Origin of the sequence: Metaclostridioides mangenotii (assembly GCF_017873185.1) — a bacterium.
GTDB lineage: Bacteria > Bacillota > Clostridia > Peptostreptococcales > Peptostreptococcaceae > Metaclostridioides > Metaclostridioides mangenotii.
Genome location: NZ_JAGGJX010000008.1, coordinates 15,709 through 36,206 on the forward strand (window position 1 = coordinate 15,709; position 20,498 = coordinate 36,206).

At 32.5% G+C, this 20,498-nt stretch carries 23 protein-coding genes and 1 riboswitch; of the genes, 3 read left to right on the forward strand and 20 right to left on the reverse strand.

What is annotated here, in order from left to right; genetic code table 11:
* Nucleotides 1–27 precede the first annotated feature (27 nt).
* The 5 genes from J2Z43_RS13415 to cobT form a co-directional block, all read right to left on the reverse strand.
* On the reverse strand, nt 28–1,542 hold the full coding sequence (locus tag J2Z43_RS13415; protein WP_209457630.1) for a cobyric acid synthase: 1,515 nt from the start codon (nt 1,540–1,542) through the stop codon (nt 28–30).
* Between the two features lie 105 nt (nt 1,543–1,647).
* A riboswitch (cobalamin riboswitch) is annotated at nt 1,648–1,823 on the reverse strand.
* Nucleotides 1,824–2,438, reverse strand: a complete 615-nt coding sequence (locus J2Z43_RS13420; protein WP_209457631.1) for a histidine phosphatase family protein — start codon at nt 2,436–2,438, stop codon at nt 1,824–1,826.
* 18 nt (nt 2,439–2,456) lie between these two features.
* Entirely contained in the window at nt 2,457–3,224 is a 768-nt protein-coding gene (cobS, locus tag J2Z43_RS13425) for an adenosylcobinamide-GDP ribazoletransferase (RefSeq protein WP_209457632.1), read from the reverse strand.
* 2 nt (nt 3,225–3,226) lie between these two features.
* Entirely contained in the window at nt 3,227–3,787 is a 561-nt protein-coding gene (gene cobU, locus J2Z43_RS13430; RefSeq protein ID WP_209457633.1) for a bifunctional adenosylcobinamide kinase/adenosylcobinamide-phosphate guanylyltransferase, read from the reverse strand.
* A 3-nt stretch (nt 3,788–3,790) separates the two neighbouring features.
* Nucleotides 3,791–4,837 (reverse strand): nicotinate-nucleotide--dimethylbenzimidazole phosphoribosyltransferase, encoded by a 1,047-nt coding sequence (gene cobT, locus J2Z43_RS13435; protein ID WP_209457634.1) that lies wholly within the window; start codon nt 4,835–4,837, stop codon nt 3,791–3,793.
* A 258-nt stretch (nt 4,838–5,095) separates the two neighbouring features.
* Between cobT and J2Z43_RS13440 the strand changes: the two genes are divergently transcribed.
* Complete coding sequence (locus tag J2Z43_RS13440; protein ID WP_027700986.1) at nt 5,096–5,287, forward strand: hypothetical protein; 192 nt, start codon at nt 5,096–5,098, stop codon at nt 5,285–5,287.
* A 408-nt stretch (nt 5,288–5,695) separates the two neighbouring features.
* On the opposite strand, the gene J2Z43_RS13445 is transcribed toward J2Z43_RS13440, so the two are convergent.
* Entirely contained in the window at nt 5,696–6,844 is a 1,149-nt protein-coding gene (locus tag J2Z43_RS13445) for a S41 family peptidase (RefSeq protein WP_209457635.1), read from the reverse strand.
* A gap of 159 nt (nt 6,845–7,003) precedes the next feature.
* Here J2Z43_RS13445 and J2Z43_RS13450 point away from each other — a divergent pair, with 159 nt between their 5' ends.
* Nucleotides 7,004–7,564, forward strand: a complete 561-nt coding sequence (locus J2Z43_RS13450) for a 5-formyltetrahydrofolate cyclo-ligase (RefSeq protein WP_209457636.1) — start codon at nt 7,004–7,006, stop codon at nt 7,562–7,564.
* Between the two features lie 137 nt (nt 7,565–7,701).
* On the opposite strand, the gene J2Z43_RS13455 is transcribed toward J2Z43_RS13450, so the two are convergent.
* Both J2Z43_RS13455 and J2Z43_RS13460 read right to left on the reverse strand, forming a co-directional pair.
* The gene (locus tag J2Z43_RS13455) at nt 7,702–8,127 is read right to left on the reverse strand and encodes a hypothetical protein (RefSeq protein WP_327786974.1); all 426 of its coding nucleotides are present in this window, start codon (nt 8,125–8,127) and stop codon (nt 7,702–7,704) included.
* A 252-nt stretch (nt 8,128–8,379) separates the two neighbouring features.
* Nucleotides 8,380–9,498: a YkvI family membrane protein gene (locus J2Z43_RS13460; protein WP_209457638.1), complete on the reverse strand. Its 1,119-nt coding sequence runs from the start codon at nt 9,496–9,498 to the stop codon at nt 8,380–8,382.
* Nucleotides 9,499–10,075: 577 nt separating this feature from the next.
* Here J2Z43_RS13460 and J2Z43_RS13465 point away from each other — a divergent pair.
* The gene (locus J2Z43_RS13465) at nt 10,076–10,312 is read left to right on the forward strand and encodes a hypothetical protein (protein WP_209457639.1); all 237 of its coding nucleotides are present in this window, start codon (nt 10,076–10,078) and stop codon (nt 10,310–10,312) included.
* A 287-nt stretch (nt 10,313–10,599) separates the two neighbouring features.
* Here the strand turns inward: J2Z43_RS13465 and J2Z43_RS13470 are convergent, their stop codons facing one another.
* The 12 genes from J2Z43_RS13470 to atpG all read right to left on the reverse strand — a co-directional run bounded on the left by J2Z43_RS13470 (nt 10,600) and on the right by atpG (nt 20,472).
* Nucleotides 10,600–11,538, reverse strand: a complete 939-nt coding sequence (locus J2Z43_RS13470) for a transketolase family protein (protein ID WP_209457640.1) — start codon at nt 11,536–11,538, stop codon at nt 10,600–10,602.
* Nucleotides 11,531–12,358: a transketolase gene (locus tag J2Z43_RS13475; RefSeq protein ID WP_027700978.1), complete on the reverse strand. Its 828-nt coding sequence runs from the start codon at nt 12,356–12,358 to the stop codon at nt 11,531–11,533. Before J2Z43_RS13475 ends, J2Z43_RS13470 begins: the two co-directional genes overlap by 8 nt.
* 234 nt (nt 12,359–12,592) lie before the next feature.
* Complete coding sequence (locus tag J2Z43_RS13480; protein WP_029791588.1) at nt 12,593–12,979, reverse strand: type II toxin-antitoxin system PemK/MazF family toxin; 387 nt, start codon at nt 12,977–12,979, stop codon at nt 12,593–12,595.
* The gene (locus J2Z43_RS13485; RefSeq protein WP_024621195.1) at nt 12,948–13,235 is read right to left on the reverse strand and encodes a hypothetical protein; all 288 of its coding nucleotides are present in this window, start codon (nt 13,233–13,235) and stop codon (nt 12,948–12,950) included. Before J2Z43_RS13485 ends, J2Z43_RS13480 begins: the two co-directional genes overlap by 32 nt.
* Before the next feature lie 31 nt (nt 13,236–13,266).
* On the reverse strand, nt 13,267–14,424 hold the full coding sequence (gene alr / locus J2Z43_RS13490; protein ID WP_209457641.1) for an alanine racemase: 1,158 nt from the start codon (nt 14,422–14,424) through the stop codon (nt 13,267–13,269).
* Between the two features lie 13 nt (nt 14,425–14,437).
* Nucleotides 14,438–15,028, reverse strand: coding sequence for a germination lipoprotein GerS (gene gerS / locus J2Z43_RS13495; RefSeq protein WP_209457642.1), 591 nt, complete (start codon nt 15,026–15,028; stop codon nt 14,438–14,440).
* Nucleotides 15,029–15,048: 20 nt separating this feature from the next.
* Nucleotides 15,049–15,507: a CBS domain-containing protein gene (locus J2Z43_RS13500; protein WP_209457643.1), complete on the reverse strand. Its 459-nt coding sequence runs from the start codon at nt 15,505–15,507 to the stop codon at nt 15,049–15,051.
* 12 nt (nt 15,508–15,519) lie between these two features.
* Nucleotides 15,520–15,900, reverse strand: coding sequence for a holo-ACP synthase (gene acpS, locus J2Z43_RS13505; RefSeq protein ID WP_209457644.1), 381 nt, complete (start codon nt 15,898–15,900; stop codon nt 15,520–15,522).
* Between the two features lie 286 nt (nt 15,901–16,186).
* A complete protein-coding gene (locus J2Z43_RS13510; protein WP_209457645.1) occupies nt 16,187–17,599 on the reverse strand; it encodes a peptide MFS transporter in 1,413 nt (470 codons plus the stop codon).
* Nucleotides 17,600–17,932: 333 nt separating this feature from the next.
* Nucleotides 17,933–18,193: an ATP synthase F1 subunit epsilon gene (atpC, locus tag J2Z43_RS13515; RefSeq protein ID WP_209457646.1), complete on the reverse strand. Its 261-nt coding sequence runs from the start codon at nt 18,191–18,193 to the stop codon at nt 17,933–17,935.
* Nucleotides 18,194–18,195: 2 nt separating this feature from the next.
* On the reverse strand, nt 18,196–19,593 hold the full coding sequence (gene atpD, locus J2Z43_RS13520; RefSeq protein WP_209457647.1) for a F0F1 ATP synthase subunit beta: 1,398 nt from the start codon (nt 19,591–19,593) through the stop codon (nt 18,196–18,198).
* Between the two features lie 12 nt (nt 19,594–19,605).
* Nucleotides 19,606–20,472 carry an ATP synthase F1 subunit gamma gene (atpG, locus tag J2Z43_RS13525; protein ID WP_209457648.1) on the reverse strand — a complete coding sequence of 289 codons (867 nt, stop codon included), beginning with the start codon at nt 20,470–20,472 and terminating at the stop codon, nt 19,606–19,608.
* Nucleotides 20,473–20,498 lie beyond the last annotated feature (26 nt).

The window sequence follows — 20,498 nt, forward strand, 5'->3', positions numbered from 1 at the left end:
AAGTAGATACTACTCTTTTAATCTCTACTATTTCATAATTTCATAAATTTTTTCTATATCTAAATGTTCCCTTAGGAATTCTGCCAATCTATCGTACTCTCTATTTTTATAATCACTATAAGATTTTATATTGCTTTTTAATTTTTCTAAACCTTTTAGTTCCCTTATATTATTTAGCAGAGCTCTCGTAAAGTCTATGTCGTCAAATACTCCATGTATGTAAGTTCCCACTACATTTCCTTTATCATTTACGCTTCCTTCTGCATAACAGACTTCTTTACCAAGTTTGTTTACAATAGTATCGAAACTCTTGGAACCACTTCCCAAAACAGAAGTTCCCATATGTATTTCGTATCCACTTATGCTTTGATTTTTTAGACCATTAAGATATACTCCTGTATCTGTATTTATCTCGGCTTTAACTTGGGTAGTAGTCTTATCTTTATTGAATATAGTCTCAATATCTAATAGACCCAATCCGTCAATTTCTAAAGTGTCTGATTCAATTAAATCAGGATCTTTTAGACTTTTACCTAACATCTGATAGCCTCCGCAAATACCGATTACTAACCCACCTTTTCTCTCAAATGATTTTATTTGTTCATCATAACCATTTGATTTTATATACTTAAGATCTCTGATTGTATTCTTTGTTCCCGGTATTATCACAATATCAGGATTGCTTAAAAATTCCCCATGTTCAACATATCTCAAACTAACATCTTCCTGAGTCTCTAATATATCAAAATCAGTAAAATTAGACATATACGGAGTTCTTATGACTTCAATGTGTACGTCGTTTCTCGTAGGCTTATGTTGAAATTTATTGGTAACACTATCTTCATCTTCAATTTTTATATCGCTATATGGTACAACTCCTAAAACAGGTATCTCTATAATTTTTTCTAGCATTTCTACTCCACTTGTAATAAGCTCTTTTCTTCCTCTAAATTTATTTATTATAACTCCCTTTACTCTACTTCTATCTACTACATCCATCAGATTTAAAGTCCCAACTATAGAAGCAAATACACCACCTCTGTCGATATCAGAGATTAATATCACTGGAGCATCTGCGATTTCAGCCATCTTCATATTTGAAATATCTCTATCCATCAAATTAATTTCAGCCGCACTTCCAGCGCCTTCCATAACAACTATATCGTGTTCATTTTGTAGTCCTTCAAAACTATTTTTTAAAACTTCTATCAAATCTAACTTGTAGTCATGGTATTGGTTAGAATTCATATCTCCAACAGGCTTACCAAGAACTACAACTTGAGAAGAATTATTGCCCGTGGGTTTTAACAAAATAGGATTCATATCTGCCTTTGGCTTTATATTTGCTGCTTCTGCTTGAAAAGCCTGTGCTCTTCCAATCTCTAATCCCTCTTCAGTTATAAACGAATTAAGGGCCATATTCTGTGATTTAAACGGCGAAACCGCAAACCCATCTTGGTAAAAAATTCTACACAATCCCGCTGCAATTATACTCTTTCCTACATTTGAAGCCGTTCCCTGTAACATCACTTTCCTACCCATTTTATCACCTCGATTTATTAGTTATAATAAAAAAAGCCCTAATTACGGAAATTAGGACTTATACTATCATTGGCTATATAAGTAAAATCTTTCACCCCGAAGATTCTGTAACAACTAAATAAGGCAGGTATCCTGGCTCGACTTCGACCTACTTCTATACCCTTCCCATCATAAGATAGTGGATTAATTATAGTTTCGTCAGTCATACAGTAGCGGGGGCTGCAAAGGCATTTAACCTTTTTCCCTTTTAATATTTTATAACCTTCTTTAGTAAAATTATTCTATTTTAAGAACTCTGTGTTATTTAGCATTGTTAAAACCGAAAATCCGTTGTCAATCTCTACAATTGAAACAGATGAATTGTCAATTTTGTAATTCCAGTGATTTTTATAGTCTCTAGAGATCAGATATGAAACTATATTTCTAATCGATCCAGCATGTGAACAGACTAGAATATTCTCAATATCTTTGCTATTAGCATTTTTTAATATAAGCTCTATCTCTTTTGAAACTCTATTATATGATTCTACTAGAGATTCCCCATTTGGAAATCTATAATTATCCCCATCATTTAATAGATCTAAATATTCTTTAGGAAACTTTTTTTCAATCTCTTTAAATGTGTATCCATCAAAATCTCCAAAATTTAGTTCATTGAGATTCTCAATAATCTCTATATCTATACCCTTCGACTTAGATATCAAATCAATTGTTTTCTGAGTCCTTATCGAACTGGATGTATATATCTTATCTATAGGGATATCTTTGAGATAATCTACAAGCTTATGAACTTGTCCTTCTCCTAATTGACTTAAAGTACTGTCTGCAAATCCAGACAACCTTCCTTTTTCATTGGCACTCGTAACAGCATGCCTTACCAATATTAATTTTATCATATTATCACCCTATATATATTATAAAAATAAAAAAACATACAAAAATATTATATAGACTACTTCTGATAGTTCAATTGTACATCCGAGTATATCGCCTGTTATTCCATCTATTTTTGAATAGACATGCCTTTTAAATAATTCTACAAAGATTATTAAAACAGCTAGAGATGTTAGAGCTCCAACAATTTCGAAATTATTCAGCATCAATGTCCATCTTCCTAAAACAAAAATTATAACTGTGCTATACAGTAAAGCAGTTATAATCATAGACAATGTTGCTTTACCAATAAATACATTTCCCATTCCTTTTTCTCTTGGGGACTCTGTTTTATATGTAATCCATATAACAGCAAATCTAGAAGCCATTGGCATAAATAGTACTATCCACATCATATTTGCTTCTATGAAACTATATATAAATCCTATCTTTAATATTACTAAGAATACTATAGCAAGCAATGAGTTCGTTCCAAGCCTTGAATCTTTCATTATCTCAAGCATCTTTTCCTTGTCTCTGTAGCTGTAGAGCGCATCGAAAGTATCGCCCAATCCATCAATATGAAGTCCTCCTGTAAGCAATACTTCTGCCAATACTATCAGCACAGATGTAACTAGCCCTGGAAATATATTTTGCGAAAGCATACCTACAAGGAATGTAATAACCCCTACTACAAATCCAACTAGTGGAAAATAAACTATACCTTTATGAAATTCTTCATCGAAGCCTGAATTGTATTTAATTGGTATTTTTGTTAAAAACTGCAACGTAAGTATAAATCTTTTCATATTTACCCCTTTATCTTCATAGGAATTCCACTAACAACAAAATATACTTCATCACTCATTTTGGATATATACTGATTTACCTTTCCAGCAATATCTGTGTAAATCCTGCTAAGTTTGTTGTCTGGCATTACTCCCATTCCAAGTTCATTTGTTACAAATACAAAGTACAAGTCCGTCTTTTTTATTTCTAATATCAATTTTTCTATTTGATCGTAGACATGTTCTTTCATTCTATCTATTTCTTCTCTACTCATGTTATCTACATCTTGATTATAATCAAACATTAGGTTGTTTACCAAAAGCGTCACACAATCTAGTATAACTGTGTTGTGCCTTTTATCTATTTTATTTATCTCTTTATGTACATCTTTATATATTTCATATGTTTCCCATTCATCACTTCTTTGCTCTCTGTGTTTATTTACCCTGTCCAACATTTCTTCATCAAATGGTATTGAAGTAGCTATATACGCTGTGCTGTTGTTTTGATTCAAACAGAGAGATTCTGCAAAACAGCTTTTTCCTGATCTAGATCCTCCAGTTATAACAACTATATTACTCATATGCTATCTCCCCATATCTATTTCATCAAAAGTAGCCATGTTTTTATATGTATATACTGCTGCATCTATTATACTAAAGCCTAGAGCCGCACCACTTCCTTCACCAAGTCTCATATTCATATCTAAGAATGGACTTAGTTTTAAAAGTTCTAATGCTTTCTTTGCTCCTACTTCAGAAGATAAGTGCGATGCCAGTGTATATTCTAATACCTTTGGATTTATTCTATAGGCTATCAATGCAGCTGCATATGATATATATCCGTCTAAGACAACCGGTATTCTATTTGCACTACATCCTAAAATAACACCTGCCATAGCTCCAATTTCAAATCCTCCAACTTTATGCAGAACATCTATCCCATCAGTAGGATTCGGGTTGTTTATTTCTATAGAGTCTCTGATAACTTGAGCCTTGTGTTTTAATCTCTCTGCCTTTAGCCCAGAACCTTTATCAGTTATTTCTTCTGGATCACATCCAGACATCACAGATATTATAGCTGTAGTTGGAGTAGTATTTGCAATTCCCATTTCACCAACACCTATAATTTTATAATCCTTAACAATACAGCTCTCTGCCATTTCAATTCCTATTTCTAGGGATCTAATAGCTTCCTCTCTAGTCATCGCAGGTCCTTTTGCCATATTAGATGTAGCTTTTCTAATTTTGCAATCCAAAACACCTTCAAGTTTTTCATCAGAGTTGATTCCAACATCCACGGCTATCACATCTGCACCGACAAATTTGCTAAGTGCTCCCACTCCACAAATTCCTTTCACAAAGTTCGGAAATTGAAGTCTAGTTATATCTTGTGGATCTGGTGCAACCCCTTCTTCATAAACGCCGTGATCGGATCCAAATGCTATGATAGCCTTTTTTTGTATATCGAAGTTGTCATTTTCGTATATACCTGCTAATTTTATACAAATATCCTCTAGTTTTCCTAAACTTTCAGTTGGATGTATAAGTCTGTCCAGCCTCACTTTAGTTTTATCCATTGCTTTTTCGTTTAGAGAATATATATTTCTCGAAATACTTTGTAGTAAACTCACTTTAATCCCCTTCCTATTTCTTATACTTTTATTTTTAACTTTTGATTAGTTTTTACATCATATAAAGCAAACTTTAAATTTACAACATCTTTATTATACATTTTACACTTATATTCAATATATTACTCCTTTTATCAATAATTTCCCAGGAAATTATTGATTTTTTTTACACAAAATAATATTGTATATATTTTCTCTATTTAGTAAGAATATAGATATCCAATAAAAAAATCGTACTAAATATAAGGAGTTGATTATATGAATAACCTTTCAAAACCTAAGGATCTTTACAACAATGGTTATAAATGTATATACTACAATAAAATAAACAGCAAGCACACTGTTTATTTAAAAAACTTTGAAAGCGAAAAATCAGAAACGGTAGAGTTTTCTAATGACACTGATTTCAATGATTTCAAAGATTATATTACATCTCAAAAATTTTACTAGCAAACAAAATAGGGAGTATATACTCCCTATTTTGTTATCACAGCTTTAGTTATTAACTTAAGTAATTCTTCTCTATCTACTTCCAATTGTTTTTTTCTGTCTTTATACTCTTGAAAGTTAACAATTTGCAATTTAGATTTTTTCATAATCTCACTTCCTATTTCATTATTAACTTACTTATTTATATTCAATATAAATAGCCGTATCTCCTTCTAGAAAAATACAAAATATTTAAAAAGACACTAAAATAAAACTTATTTTTCATTATTATGTATTATTCTACAATATTTAAAATAACACTAATCATTTTTAAAATCAAATATTTTTTATAACTTTATTTTGTTAATTTATTCCAAGTTTAAAGATACTCATATAATAATATAGTCATGTCGATAGATTTTTATACCACTACTTGCTTATTTCTTCCTGAATCCATTTTATCGCAACATCCAATTGTTTCTTTTCATCCTTTTCCTCTATCGTAGGTTTTATACCCTTTTCATTAATATATTCTCCATTTGGTGTAAAGTATTGAGCAGTCGTAAGTTTGTATCCTGAGCCGTCCTTCAAAGTTTTAACTGATTGCACTAAACCTTTCCCAAATGTCTTAGTCCCAACGGATATTCCCGCTTTATTATCTATAATAGCGGCAGTCAATATCTCAGATGCCGAAGCACTCTCTCCATTCGTTAAAACTACTATAGGAAGATCAAGTTTTCTTTTGTCAGATTTAAGGTATTCTGTATTTCCTTTATTATCTTTAGTGTAAACTATAGTTCCTTCACCGATAAGAGAATCTGCAACTTCACTAACTATTGCTAAGTTTCCACCTGGATTACTTCTAACGTCAATAACCAATCCCTTTATATTTTTTTCTTTTAATTTTTTTAAATCCTTCTCGAAATCATCATAAGTAGTATCTATAAACTGCTTTATTTTGATGTAACCTAAATTGTCACCTACAACCTTACTTTCAATAGTATGTTCGACAATTTCTTTTCTCTCAATATTAATTTTTCTCTCTTTACCATCTCTTTTTACTACCAAATCTACCGTAGTTCCTTCTTTACCTTTTATTAGGCTAACAGCTTCGTCCGAATTTTTTGCAGAAACTAGTTTTCCACTAACTTTAACTAGAATGTCACCTTCCTTTATTCCACTCTTTTTAGCTGGAGATCCATCCATAGGTATAACAGTTAATTCTCCTTCTTCAGTTGATCCGATGTACATTCCAACACCTACATAAGATCCTTTATTTTCTTCAATTAATCTATCCATCTCAGATTTTGTATAGTAAGTTGAGTATCTATCTTCTGTTCCGGCAAACAACCCTTTCATCGCTCCTTCTACCAATTTTTCATCCTTTGGCTTTTTATAGTAGTCTTCTTTTATAAGCGATTCAAGTGCTATAAGCTTGTTATATTTTTTGTACTGTTCATATGTATCTCTTGCTATCATAACTTTGTCGCCTAACGCAAGTGTAACAGTCGATGTAGTTAAAGCCGTTAAAACGACCAATACAATCGAAATAAGTAAAGCTTTTTTCTTTGAAATCATTCAGTGCATCTCCTTTTAAATAAACTCTTATATATTATATGTTTTACCTTTTTTTTAATACATTTAACTAAATTTATTATTTAATTGCAAATAAAAATTAATTATTATAATATAGTTGTAAATCATCTTCACATTATATCACAAGGAAAGGAATTTGATATGAAAAAATCTATAAGAAAAGGAATTTTAGAGATCAGAAAAAATAAGAGCTCCGACTTTGTAAATAATGCCTCAAATACAATAGTAGACAAAATCATAAGTTTAGATGAAATAAAAAAAGCAGATAATATAATGTTGTATTTAGACTTCAAAAATGAAGTACAAATGGATAGACTAGTTAACAAATTAAAATCGCTAGGAAAAATGGTCTGTAGCCCAATTACTGTACTAGATCAAAAAAAATTGATACCTGCTGAGATAACAGATTTAGAAGAAGGGATCTCTATAAGTACTTACGGTATTCGAGAACCCTTAAATACAAATTCTCACATCGATCTTAAATCAATTGATGTAGTTATCGTTCCAGGAGTAGCTTTTGATTTAAATTGCTTTAGGTTGGGATATGGAGCAGGACTTTACGATCGCTTTTTAGAAAACATAAGAACCGATGCTAAAACTATTGGAGTCGCTTTCGATTTTCAGATTTTAGATACAGTTCCAACCGAGCCTCACGACAAACAGCTAGATATGATAGTGACAGAAATTCGAAATATATTATAGAAAACATAGATAAAATAAGACCTAGACTGTAAATATAACTTTTACAATTTAGGTCTTATTTTACTCTATTTCACAATCTTATTTCAATCGTTTTTTGGATTTGCTCTATGATACTCACTTTTTGAATTTACTCCATTCTATTTAGAAATTTCAAGCTCTACTCTGTCAGGTAAATTTTCTAAATTTGTTTCTACTATTAAGTACGGCATAGAGTCTTCCTTATTTTTATACTTCGCCTTTACCCTTACCACTTCTTTGCCCTCTTCATCAAATTTTTCTATACTGTCCATTTCGATACCAAACTTCTTTTCCCCTCTAGTAACCATTATGTATATTTTACTCCCCATTTTAGCAACCAATGCTCTCTCTTCATTTGTGTACTTATCCATCATATCTAGTATTTTTTCTGGAACAGCTTCTCTTTGAAGCACTGTATAGTCAATAGATTTTGTCTTCTCTACAAACATTCCAGGTATAACTAAGAAACCGCCTAAAATAAGTGCTAAAATAATAATTCCGTATACTAAGCCCTTCATATTAAACCTAATATTCAAATTTATCACTCCTATCTAATTAATAATATGCTTTTTTATGATTAATTAGACCTTTGCTTATTTCGATCAAAAATTATTTCTCTAAGCGATTTCTCCAAGTGTTTTATATAATATTAATTTCTCTAATGATCTATATATATGTTTGATTGATATTAGGATACTAAAGATACATTTATATTTTAACTAACCTTAAAACAAAAAGAGAGCTATCTATTAAGATAGCTCTCTCTATAAACATTGATATATTATTTTTATTAGTTTTTATTTATACTTCATGTGTGATTTAGTTTTTTGGTACTGTGATACATCTCCCCACTTACCTGTAATTTGTCTTACAAGTGCACATACAAGTATAAGTACTCCCATGTAACCAGTATATGGATACAGTATACCAACAAGTTTGTCAAATGGTAAGAATCCACCTACTAGACCAAGTATAGTTACTATAAATACAGTAATTTTAAACTTTGGAGACTCCTGTGGGACTACTCTATTTGCTACCGACCATAGAAGAGGTGATGCTGTTGTATAGATACCCAGTATAAGTATAACAGAGAAAGCTATACCTACTAACGGAGATATCTTATCCGCTAAGAATAACGCCGGTATCGCCTTTGTATATAGATTTCCTACATCTGAAAGAATTGCCAAATGCATTACTATCGCTGCTGACATAAGTGCAACTGCTCCAAGTATACCACCCCACATACCTTCTTTTTTACTCTTTGCTGTTGCTCCTAGACCCGTTAAGAATGCCATAACTATAATAACATTATAACTTGCATAAATAATTCCTGATAAATACTCATTTGGCGTTGGCTTTGCAACATTTAAAGATTTAACTAACTCAGCACTTGCTGCTAAATTACCAAAATTTCTGTATAGGCTTATAGCTCCAACTAAAATTGTAAATACAATTATTATAGGCCCTATTCCACCTAGTATTTTAGATAACTTATCAAGCCCAAGAGAAACTGTTAAAAATGAGACTAAAGCCATACCAACTCTACCTACCATTGGATGTAGTCCATAGTATTCAGTAAGAGTAGCTCCTGCCCCAGATATCATTACGACAAATACTCCAAACAAGAATGCTGGCCCAAACCATTCAAAGAATGTTCCTAGCACTTTACCACAGAAAACATGGTAAATCTTGTTATCATCTTTTAGTTGTAGCTCTTTACCTTTCATCATAAGTAATGAACCTATCCACATAAATACAATCATTGATATAATTCCCGCTGTAACTCCCCCGTAACCATAGTACGTGAAGAACTGCATTATCTCTTGCCCTGTTGCAAATCCTGAACCTATTACCGTTGCGACGTATGCCCCAGCGAAACTTACTATCGTTCCAAAACTGGCTTTATTCTCGTTCATATTATACCTCCTTCTGATAACTTTCTGCTCTACTGTTTTTTTGCAAAGTTTTTCTCTATTAAATATCTTATATGAGTTGCCTTCATATTATACATTTCAGAAAGATTGAAAGATTATTAATTTTCTGACTTCAATATGTTTTTCTTATTATATAATAATTTCATTTTAGAGGCAAGCGCGAATTGTTATATCTTTTAATTTATTTTTAACAATTATCGGTATTATTTTGCCTAATTTTAATAAATATAACCCAAATTTTACATTATATAAAGCTGAACATATCAATGACTTAAATTATTCAGTTTTGAATTTTTTTTCATTTAAAACTATAAACCTTTTTCAATACAATATATATTTTTACATAAATAAAAATGGCATTGCCCTATACAATGCCATTCCTGTCTATTTCTATCCCAATTAATCAACATATTTATTATCTAATTTACTTTTCCCCATCTTTTTGTAACTTGCCTAAACAATGTACAAACTAATATCATCACACCCATATAGCCAGTATAAGGATACAAAATACCAACTAATTTATTAAATGGTAAAGATTCTCCAATTAAAGCGAAAATTGTTATCAGCAGAATCACAGGCAACTCCATTTGTAAAAAAGTATATAACAAAGCAAGAGATTGTTAAAAAAAGTTCTCTTACAGTCTATGATGTGAAAGACGGATTTATTAATCGTATACCTGACTATAAATCCACTATAGATAATGCAGGTAAATACTTAGAGTTATACGAAATAGAGGTAAAAGAGGTAACTGTAACTTTAGATTTAGAAACAAGTTACACTCTTGGATTATAAAGACATAGCGTAGCATTATAGGAAAAGTGCTGATAGCTTCTTTTTCTGATAAAGAAGAGCATTTATTTCAAGAAATAGTTAATTGGTTATCCTGCAAATTTATGGATACTTCTAACGTCATTATGGAACATAGTAGTGATTTAATGCTAAATCCTTCTGCACGTGCAGTTACAAAATAAAAATGGAAAGCAATTATTTAACTGCAAATGGATTTGACCTGTTCTATTACACTAAAAAATCCCTATATTTCAACGAAATATAGGGATAATACTTTATTTATTTAAAAATTATTTTAACATATTTAATGAACTTTTAACAGTTTCTACTATATTATCACAAGTTAATCCGTATTTCTTAAGAAGTTCTCCAGGTGTTCCAGACTCTCCAAAAGTGTCTTTAACCCCAACTTTTTTAACAAGAACTGGCGCTTCTTCTGAAACAACTTCGCTAACAGCAGACCCAAGCCCACCTATAATACTGTGCTCTTCTGCTGTCACTATTAACCTAGTATTCCTAGCTGATTCTATTATTAAATCCTTATCAATAGGCTTGATAGTAGACATGTTTATTACTCTAGCGCTTATTCCCTCTTCAGACAATTTTTTCTCTGCTTCCATAGCTTCACTTACCATGATTCCACAGGCGATTATAGTAACATCACTACCGTCTTTTATAACTGTTCCTTTACCTATTTCGAATTTGTAATCTTCATCAAATATAGTCGGAACTCCACTTCTACCTAATCTAACATATACCGGTCCATTGTACTCAGCTGCTGCAAATATCATCTGGTCTGTTTCTTCAGCATCTGCAGGTACTAATACAGTCATGTTTGGTATTGTTCTCATTAGCGATATATCCTCAACACTTTGATGAGAAGCACCGTCTTCTCCTACAGTAAGTCCAGCATGTGTTGCACAAACTTTTACATTTAATTTTGGATAACATACTGAGTTTCTGATCACTTCATATGCTCTTCCTGTTGCAAACATAGCAAATGTACTGGCAAATGGTATTTTACCAGCTGTAGAAAGACCACAAGCAGCTCCAATCAAGTTTTGTTCTGCTATCCCCATGTTGAAAAATCTATCTGGGAACTCTATTTTAAAATCGTGAGTTTTAGTCGACTTCGATAAGTCTGCATCTAAAACAACTACTTTATCATTTTTTTGACCTAATTTTACTAATGCTTTTCCGTACGCTTCTCTAGTAGCTATTTTACTCATTGTCGTTACCTCCTAACTCGGCTAGTGCTCTTTCAAGCTCTTCATCGCTCGGTGCTTTACCATGCCATCCAGCTTGATCTTCCATAAAAGATACACCTTTACCTTTTATAGTTTTGGCAACTATCATAGTAGGCTTGTCAACTGTAGATCTCGACATGTCTAGAGCTGCAAATATTTGGTCAAAATCATGACCATCTATTTCTATAACATTCCATCCAAATGCCTTAAATTTATTTACAATCGACCCTACATCCATTACATCTTCAACATTTCCATCTATTTGAAGTCCATTATTATCTAAAAATGCAACTATATTATCAAGTTTATAGTGAGCTGCACTCATGGCTGCTTCCCAAACTATGCCCTCTTGTATTTCTCCATCTCCAAGTAAAGCATATACATTCCACGGTGCATTATCTAATTTTGAGGCCATAGCCATACCACAAGCTGCTGAAAATCCTTGTCCTAATGATCCTGTAGATATCTCAACTCCAGGTGTTCCTTTCATATCAGGATGCCCCTGTAACATTCTGCCTATCTTTCTTAGTCCCTTTAACTCTTCTTTATCAAAATAGCCCTTCTCAGCTAAAACTGCGTAAAGAGCTGGGGCTGCATGTCCTTTTGATAGTACAAATCTATCTCTATCTTCCATCTTAGGCTTTGAGGAATCTATATTCATTTCATCAAAATATAGAGCAGTAAGAATTTCAACTGCTGATAGCGACCCCCCTGGATGTCCTGATTTAGCGTCATGAATCATCGTAAGTATATCTTTTCTGATAGTACATGCGCGCTCATTTAATCCTTTATGGTCTCTCATTCGATTACCTCCCTTAAATAATTAGTGTTTGTCAATTCCTTACTATTATATCACTTTTGAATTGTTTTTTTTATGTTTTTTTTAATTTGTAACATATCTTAACATTCTAGTATTATCTGCTTAATTTAAAAAATTATATATCTAAATTTCAAATGATGTATCTTTACTTATAAGTATTAAATTTTCAAATAAAAAGAGCCTCAACACTGTTAAGACTCTACATAGATTCTAGTTTTATAAAACAAACAGCCCTAGACTGATCTGAAGACCAGCTTCAACCTTCATCATCATATCTTCATCTAGGCAACCTATTTTTTCTCTCAATCTTTTTTTGTCTATTGTCCTTATTTGCTCCAACAAAATTACAGAATCCTTGTTCAGCCCATATTCATTGGAACTAATTTCAACATGTGTAGGTAATTTAGCCTTGTTGATCTGCGAAGTTATCGCAGATATTATAACAGTAGGACTGTATTTATTGCCGACATCATTTTGCACAATTAAAACGGGTCTTACTCCACCTTGTTCTGATCCAATTACTGGACTCAAATCAGCGTAGTACAAATCCCCACGCTTTATATCACTATTATTAGTACTCACCTTTAGCAATCTCCCCCTCATCTTTTTCGTCGGAAGATAAAACTTCTATTGTCATCCCAAGTTCTGCTAAAGATAAATTAATTTGGCCCATTTCTGTATAACCCGCTTTCATCGATTCCTTTGAAAATATTCTTTTTTTCTGAGTTATATAGAACTGAAAAGCTGCTTTTGCAAAATCTTCCCTATTACTGTTCTCCATTTGAACTATTGTATCTACTTCGGTAATTAGAGAATCAGGTAGAGTAAATTCAATTTTTTCATTACAGTTATCTTGCACAAAATCGCCTCCCAGAGTATACTTTATAACTTTATTTTAACAAATAACTAGTCACTTTGGCAATTCTATTATTTTCCATGTATACTCTATCAACTCTTCTTGATATCATACATAGAACTTCGTAGTTTATTGTACCCAAATCTTTAGCTATTCTCTCTGCTGTTGCTTCACCTTCTCCAAATAGTATAACCTCATCTCCAACTTTTATGTCTAGATCTTTGTCTATTCTTACCATAAGTTGATCCATGCAAATTCTACCAACTACATCACACATTTCACCTTTGATTAAGATCTTGGGATTTTTTTGTATTCTAGTAAATCCATCTGCATATCCTACAGCTACAGTCGCTATTGTTTCTGTTTTTTCGGCTGTATAAGTAAATCCATAACTTATTCCGTCACCTTTTTCTATAGTCTTGATATTTGTGATTGTAGATTTAAATTTTAGAACAGGTTTAAGTTCTACTTTATCTTTAAATACCTCTTCTGATGGATAGTGTCCGTAAAGCATAATTCCCGGTCTAACCATATTGAAGTTAGCTTCAGGTAAATCTATAGTAGCAGCGCTGTTTGATACGTGCTCAATAGGAGCACTTACCCCTCTAGCCTTTAACCCATCTACTACAAACAAGTAGTTTTTAAGTTGCATCTTAGATTTGGTCTTATCAGTTTCATCTGCAGTTGCAAAGTGTGTATACAGTCCTTCTAGTTCTATATTTTTTAATTTACTTATCTTCACTATATCTTCAATCGATTCTTCAGTCGGCTTAAATCCTATTCTATTCATACCAGAATCTATCTTAACATGAACCTTTGCCCTCAACCCTAAGCTAGAAGCAACTTCATCTATCTTAACAGCTGTATCATAACTATATACAGTAAAAGTTAAATTCAATGAAATAGCCTCTCTAACACTCCCTTCAGTAATATAACCTAATACTAGTATCGGTGTTGCAACTCCGCTATGTCTTAATTCTAATCCCTCTTCAGGTTTAGCGACAGCGAAGTAGTCCACATTCTCTTTTTCCAACGCCTCAGCTACTTCGACTGATCCACATGAATAAGAGTCAGCTTTCAACACACAACACACTTTAACATCCTTTTTAATAAGTTTCCTTACCCCTGCTAAGTTGAATCTTAAGTTATCTAGGTTTACTTCCACCCAAGTAGGTGCTATTGTCTTTTTCATAATCAACCCCCCATCATCGTTTGTATTTGAATTCTTTATAGTTAACTATAAACCTAGGAGTCCCCTCGTCGTCTAAGATTTCCATTTTATTGGGAGATTTAGTATCTGCATCGATATACAGGACTTGTTTTTTAAAATACTTAATATCTCCTGGTATATCTGTCTCAATAACTAAATTTCCATTTTTTAACTTCATATTTACTTCCTCATTTTTTATATAATTCTTTATAAAATCTCCAATAAAAAGATATTGATTATTTTTACCGGAGTTTGGAAGCTCTACTAAGTCGTCGATCTCTGGGTTCTTTACAAAGATTTTATCGCCTTTGTACTCTATGGTTTTGCCCTTAACATGTTCTGGTGCTATGACTTCAAGTCTATAATTATCCGTTTTTTTGTACGTATGTATATATTCATACTCGTACGGACTCTTATTTCCTATCACCTTTACTTTTGCTTTGCAAGTATATTCTTTCATTGTATAAATCTTATTTTGAAAATCTTTATACACTTCTTCTTTTGTGGACGCTCTCTTTTGACAACCTATAAGGATTATAACCATTGCCAAAAACATAATACCTAAAATAGTCCACTTTTTTTTCACATAATTCCTCCTAATAAAGTTTATTCATTGTATAATGCCTTTATTATATCGTATCTACAAATTATGCCTTTTAGCTTGCTGTCGTCATCTACCACGGGTACTCGGTTTATAGATTTTTTAATCATTATATTTGCTACATGGTCAAAAGAATCATTTATGTTTACCATTACAATGTCTTTTGACATCAAGTCTTCAACTTTATATGCCGCGACTTTTTTGATATCATCTTCCATCTTTCTTATATCATCTAAAAATATTATTCCTTCAAGCAGATTTACAAACATTGGAGGTTCGATATACTTTTCCTTTTTTATAATATCTGTCTCAGAGATTATACCTACTACTTTATTTTCAGAGTTTACTACAGGAAGTCCACCAATTCTTTCCTCTATAAGTAGTTTTGCAACATCTGCAACACTATCTTCTTCTTTAGCTACTATCACGTCAGTAGTCATTACTTCTTTAGCTGTTTTATTCATATGAAATCACCCCTAGTTATTTATAATTACCATTGCATTGGCTACAGCGTATTCTTTACAGTGTGAAATCGAAACTTTTATTTCTAAAACATTATAATCTATGCAAATTTTATTAAGATTATTATATGTTTTGACTATTGGTTTTCCGACTTCATTTCTAAGTACTTCTATATCTTTAAAGTTATATCCTCTAATTCCGGTCCCAAGTGCTTTGCTTATAGCCTCTTTAGCCGCAAAATTTCCAGCTATACTATGAGGTTTATATCCATTTGACTTAAAAAGTGCTATCTCATTTTCTGTAAATATTCTCTTTAAGAACCCCTCATTTTTTTTACTTGCCATGGCTATCCTGTCGATCTCAACAATATCTATCCCTATATCAAGTATATTCATCTATTATTGCTCCATATGATTTTATTTGCTTTATAACATTATACTACAAAATAAACTAATTACTCTAAAGATTTCAAATATTTATTTTTCTATCATTTTGCAATAATAATGATACTCCACATTTACATTTAAATTATACCTTAAATTTGTGTACACATACCATATATGTTGGTGCAAAAATACAAAGGATGTCATAAGTAGTTTTAATTACTTTATGACATCCTATTCATAGGTATAATTTCATATATTTTTCATCGATATTAATACATTTTATATTAAATATTAATTAATTTACATTAAGATTTTCTATTTCAGTATCTGTATCATCTCCTGTAAGAAGTGCTGTAATTTTTTTATTGAATATAAGTATTACTACTACACCTACAACTAACATAATAGGTATAGCAATAAAAACTTGCATTAGTCCCATCTTTTCAATAATACCTTGAACATAACCAGATGTTTTATTTGCAACAAACGTAGCCGCTGTCCATACGCCCATTAATAGAGATAGATATTTAGGTGGTGCGTATTTACTTACAAGTGAGTTTCCTAATGGTGAAAAACACATCTCTCCTGTTGACTGGAAGATTATAAATAATATCAACCATATTACACTTGTCTTAACAGTAGCTGGAGCTCCAACACCTCTTGTGACTTCCGCTAGTATTACAAACACAAAACCTATAGCCAAGAAGAAGAAGCTTAAAGCCATTTTTTTAGCCATTGTTAGGTCACCTTTTTTCCTCATTGATAATTTAGTCCAGATAAGCGCCATAACAGGGCCTAAAGCTATACACATTACACTATTAAATGTAGTCTCAACCCACATAATCGGTATTTCAAAACTACCAACTTTCATATTTACATAATCTTTCATGTATAGAGCTAGAGATGATCCAGCTTGATTGTAGAAAACCCAAAAAAGTATTGAGAAAAAAGACAACAAGAATATACCTATAACTCTATTTTTTTCTTTCTTAGTTAAAGGTTTAGTAGTACCAGATTTAGAAGAATCTACCTTACCTGATTTATCAAGAACTTTTTGTGGATACTTACCTGCATCACCTAAATAACGAGATAATACTGTAAATATAGCCCCACCTAGTAAAGTGACAATACCCGCTAGCAAGAAACATTGTCTAAATCCTAAAACAGTTACTCCACCTATAACAGTTGCAAATGTTGATGTGTATAGAATACCTATACTCATTGAACCAGCCAAAGCTCCAATATTTACAAAAGTATAAGATATTGAAAATGCTGAGTCCTTTCTACTTGGATCATCGTATAACTCACCTATGAGTGCACTAAGGTTTCCTTTAAAAAATCCGGTACCGATAGATATTAAAATAATCATTGCATGAACCCATATAACGCTAGTTGCAAAATAACCAACTATATAACCTATTCCCATAATTAGAGAACCAATCATTATACAGTATTTAGCACCAATCCATCTGTCACAAATCATTCCACCAAATATAGGAGCTAAATAAGTAAACGAAATTAAGTTTGCCGCTATAACAGCTGCATCGGCATTGTCTAATCCTAGGCCACCTTTAGCAACTGTCTCAGCTAAAAATAGCAATAATAATGTCTTACATCCATAGTAAGCAAATCTTTCAAAAGTAAATGCTAAACTACAAATATACAACCCCTTTGGATGTTTGTTTGATACACTAGCATTTGTGCTCATAAAAAAACCCCCTTTTTTCTTGTTATTGTTTTATCATTTATTATTGCACACTTTCTATTTAATCGTAGCACTCACATAAAATATTTTCAACAAATCTAGGAATTTTTCGTTTGTCATTTTGCCACATAAAGCTTCTATTTTCAACACCATTATATTTTTCTATTCTAAATCTACTCTTTTAATATCTATTTTTTATTTTAGTTTTTTGTTTGAGATTATCATTATGAAATATATAAAATTTAGTTATATTTTTAACTATATTTTTAGAAAATAAAACCATCTTCCCTAGCTTATCTTTAAGGAAGATGGTTTTATTTTATATTTATCAATTTATTATTTCCACTCTGCAGATTGTGTTAATATAACTGTCTTTTCTTTTTGAACGTTGACGAATCCCTCAAGGATACTTGCCTCCTTAAAATTTCCATCTAACTTTATACGTAGTTTCCCCTTTTTTAAACCTGACACAAACGGAATATGATTTTTAAGAACAGCTCTATCGCCTTCAGTAGTTCTAAATATAACCATTTCCACGTCATCCTTATAAAAAATTTCATCAGGAGTAACTACTTCTAGCGAAAATTTACTAGCCATACCTATGCACGCCCCTTAGCTTTTTCTCTAACTTCTTCTATAGCTCCTGCGAATAAGAATGCTGACTCAGGTAAATCATCGTGTTTTCCTTCAAGTATCTCTTTAAATCCTCTTATAGTTTCTTTTACTGGAACATATTTACCAGGTAGACCAGTAAATTGCTCACCAACTGTAAATGGTTGAGATAGGAATCTTTGTATCTTTCTAGCACGAGCAACTATAATCTTGTCATCATCAGATAACTCATCCATACCAAGTATCGCTATGATATCTTGTAGTTCTTTGTATCTTTGAAGTATAGATTGTACCCCTCTGGCAACTCCGTAATGCTCTTTACCAACAATAGCTGGGTCAAGAACTCTTGAAGTAGATTCTAGAGGATCAACTGCTGGGTATATCCCAAGAGATGATATTTGTCTAGATAAAACTGTTTTTGCATCAAGATGCGAGAATGTAGTAGCTGGTGCAGGGTCAGTTAAGTCATCCGCCGGTACATAAACTGCTTGAACAGATGTTATCGATCCTTTTTTAGTAGATGTGATTCTCTCTTGTAGAGTACCCATCTCTGTAGCTAGTGTTGGTTGGTATCCAACCGCTGATGGCATACGACCTAGAAGCGCAGAAACCTCAGAACCAGCTTGTGTGAAACGGAATATATTATCAACGAAAAGAAGTACGTCTTGTCCTTGCTCATCCCTGAAGTTTTCCGCTATTGTAAGTCCAGTAAGGGCAACCCTCATTCTGGCACCAGGTGGTTCATTCATTTGACCAAATACTAGTGCAGTCTTGTCTATAACTCCAGACTCAGTCATCTCACCGTAAAGGTCATTACCTTCTCTTGTTCTCTCTCCAACTCCAGCGAAAACAGAGATACCACCATGTTGTTTAGCTATATTATTTATCAACTCTTGTATAAGAACTGTCTTACCAACTCCAGCTCCACCGAATAGACCTATTTTTCCACCTTTTAGGTATGGTGCAAGTAAGTCAACTACTTTGATACCTGTTTCAAGTATTTCAGCTGTTGTCTCAAGTTCATCATATTCAGGCGCTGACCTATGTATAGGTAGCCTTGGAGCAGACTCAGGCGCTGGTTTTCCATCTATTGGATTACCTAAAAGGTTAAATATTCTACCTAATGTAGCATTACCAACAGGAACACTTATAGGCCCACCTGTATCTTGTACTTCCATTCCTCTTACAACTCCATCAGTAGCACTCATGGCAATACATCTAACTGTATCATCGCCTATATGTTGTGCAACCTCGGCAACTATTTCTCTTTCTCCTAACTTAATTACTAATGCATTTAATAAGTTAGGTAGGCTTTTCTCATCTTCAAATTTAACATCCAGTACGGCTCCGACTATCTGTACTATTTTACCTACATTTGCCGCCATTTCCTAACCTCCCTATTTTAGAGCGTTAACTCCGCCAACTATCTCAGTTATCTCTTGAGTTACAGCTGATTGTCTCGCTCTATTGTAGCTCAATTCAAGATCTGATAACATATCATTTGCGTTGTCTGTCGCAGATTCCATCGCAGTTCTTCTTGCACCTTGTTCTGATGCGAAAGATTCTATAATCCCTCCATAAACTACACCTGTAACATAGTTTGGAATTATATAATTCAGTACACTTCCTGGCGATGGTAAGTATTGTACCTTTGATCTAATTTTTTTCACTTCTTTAGTTCCTTCTAATGTCTCGTCTTCGAATACAAGTGGAAGTAATTTTATAAGTTTAACTTCCTGAACAAGCGCTGATTTAAACTTCGTATATACAAAGTAAACCTCATCTACTTCTCCATTTTTATATAAATCCATCATTTTATTCGATATTTCAGATGTATCTGCATAAGTGCAAGCTTCTACAGCCTCTATATATCCAGCTACATTATAATCTCTCTTAGAGAAGAACTCATATGCTTTTTTACCTATAGTCATTACAGTTTCTTTTTTACCATCCATATGGTTTACAGTCTCTTTAAGTACATTTGAGTTATACCCTCCAGCAAGACCTCTATCACCAGCAACAACTATATAGCATCTATTCTTAACTTCTCTTTGTTTCATAAAAACATTATTTACTCTAGTCGAACTTGCGATATCCTTAACAGTATCGTATAAAGCATCAAAATATGGTTCTGTACTTTCTGCTTTTTCTTTTGCTTTTCTAAGCTTTGAAGAAGCAACAAGTTCCATTGCTTTTGTGATCTGCTTAGTACTCTCAACGCTGACCATACGAGTCTTAATTGCTTTAATTCCTGCTCCTGCCAATTACTTTACCTCCTTTTTTAAAAAGG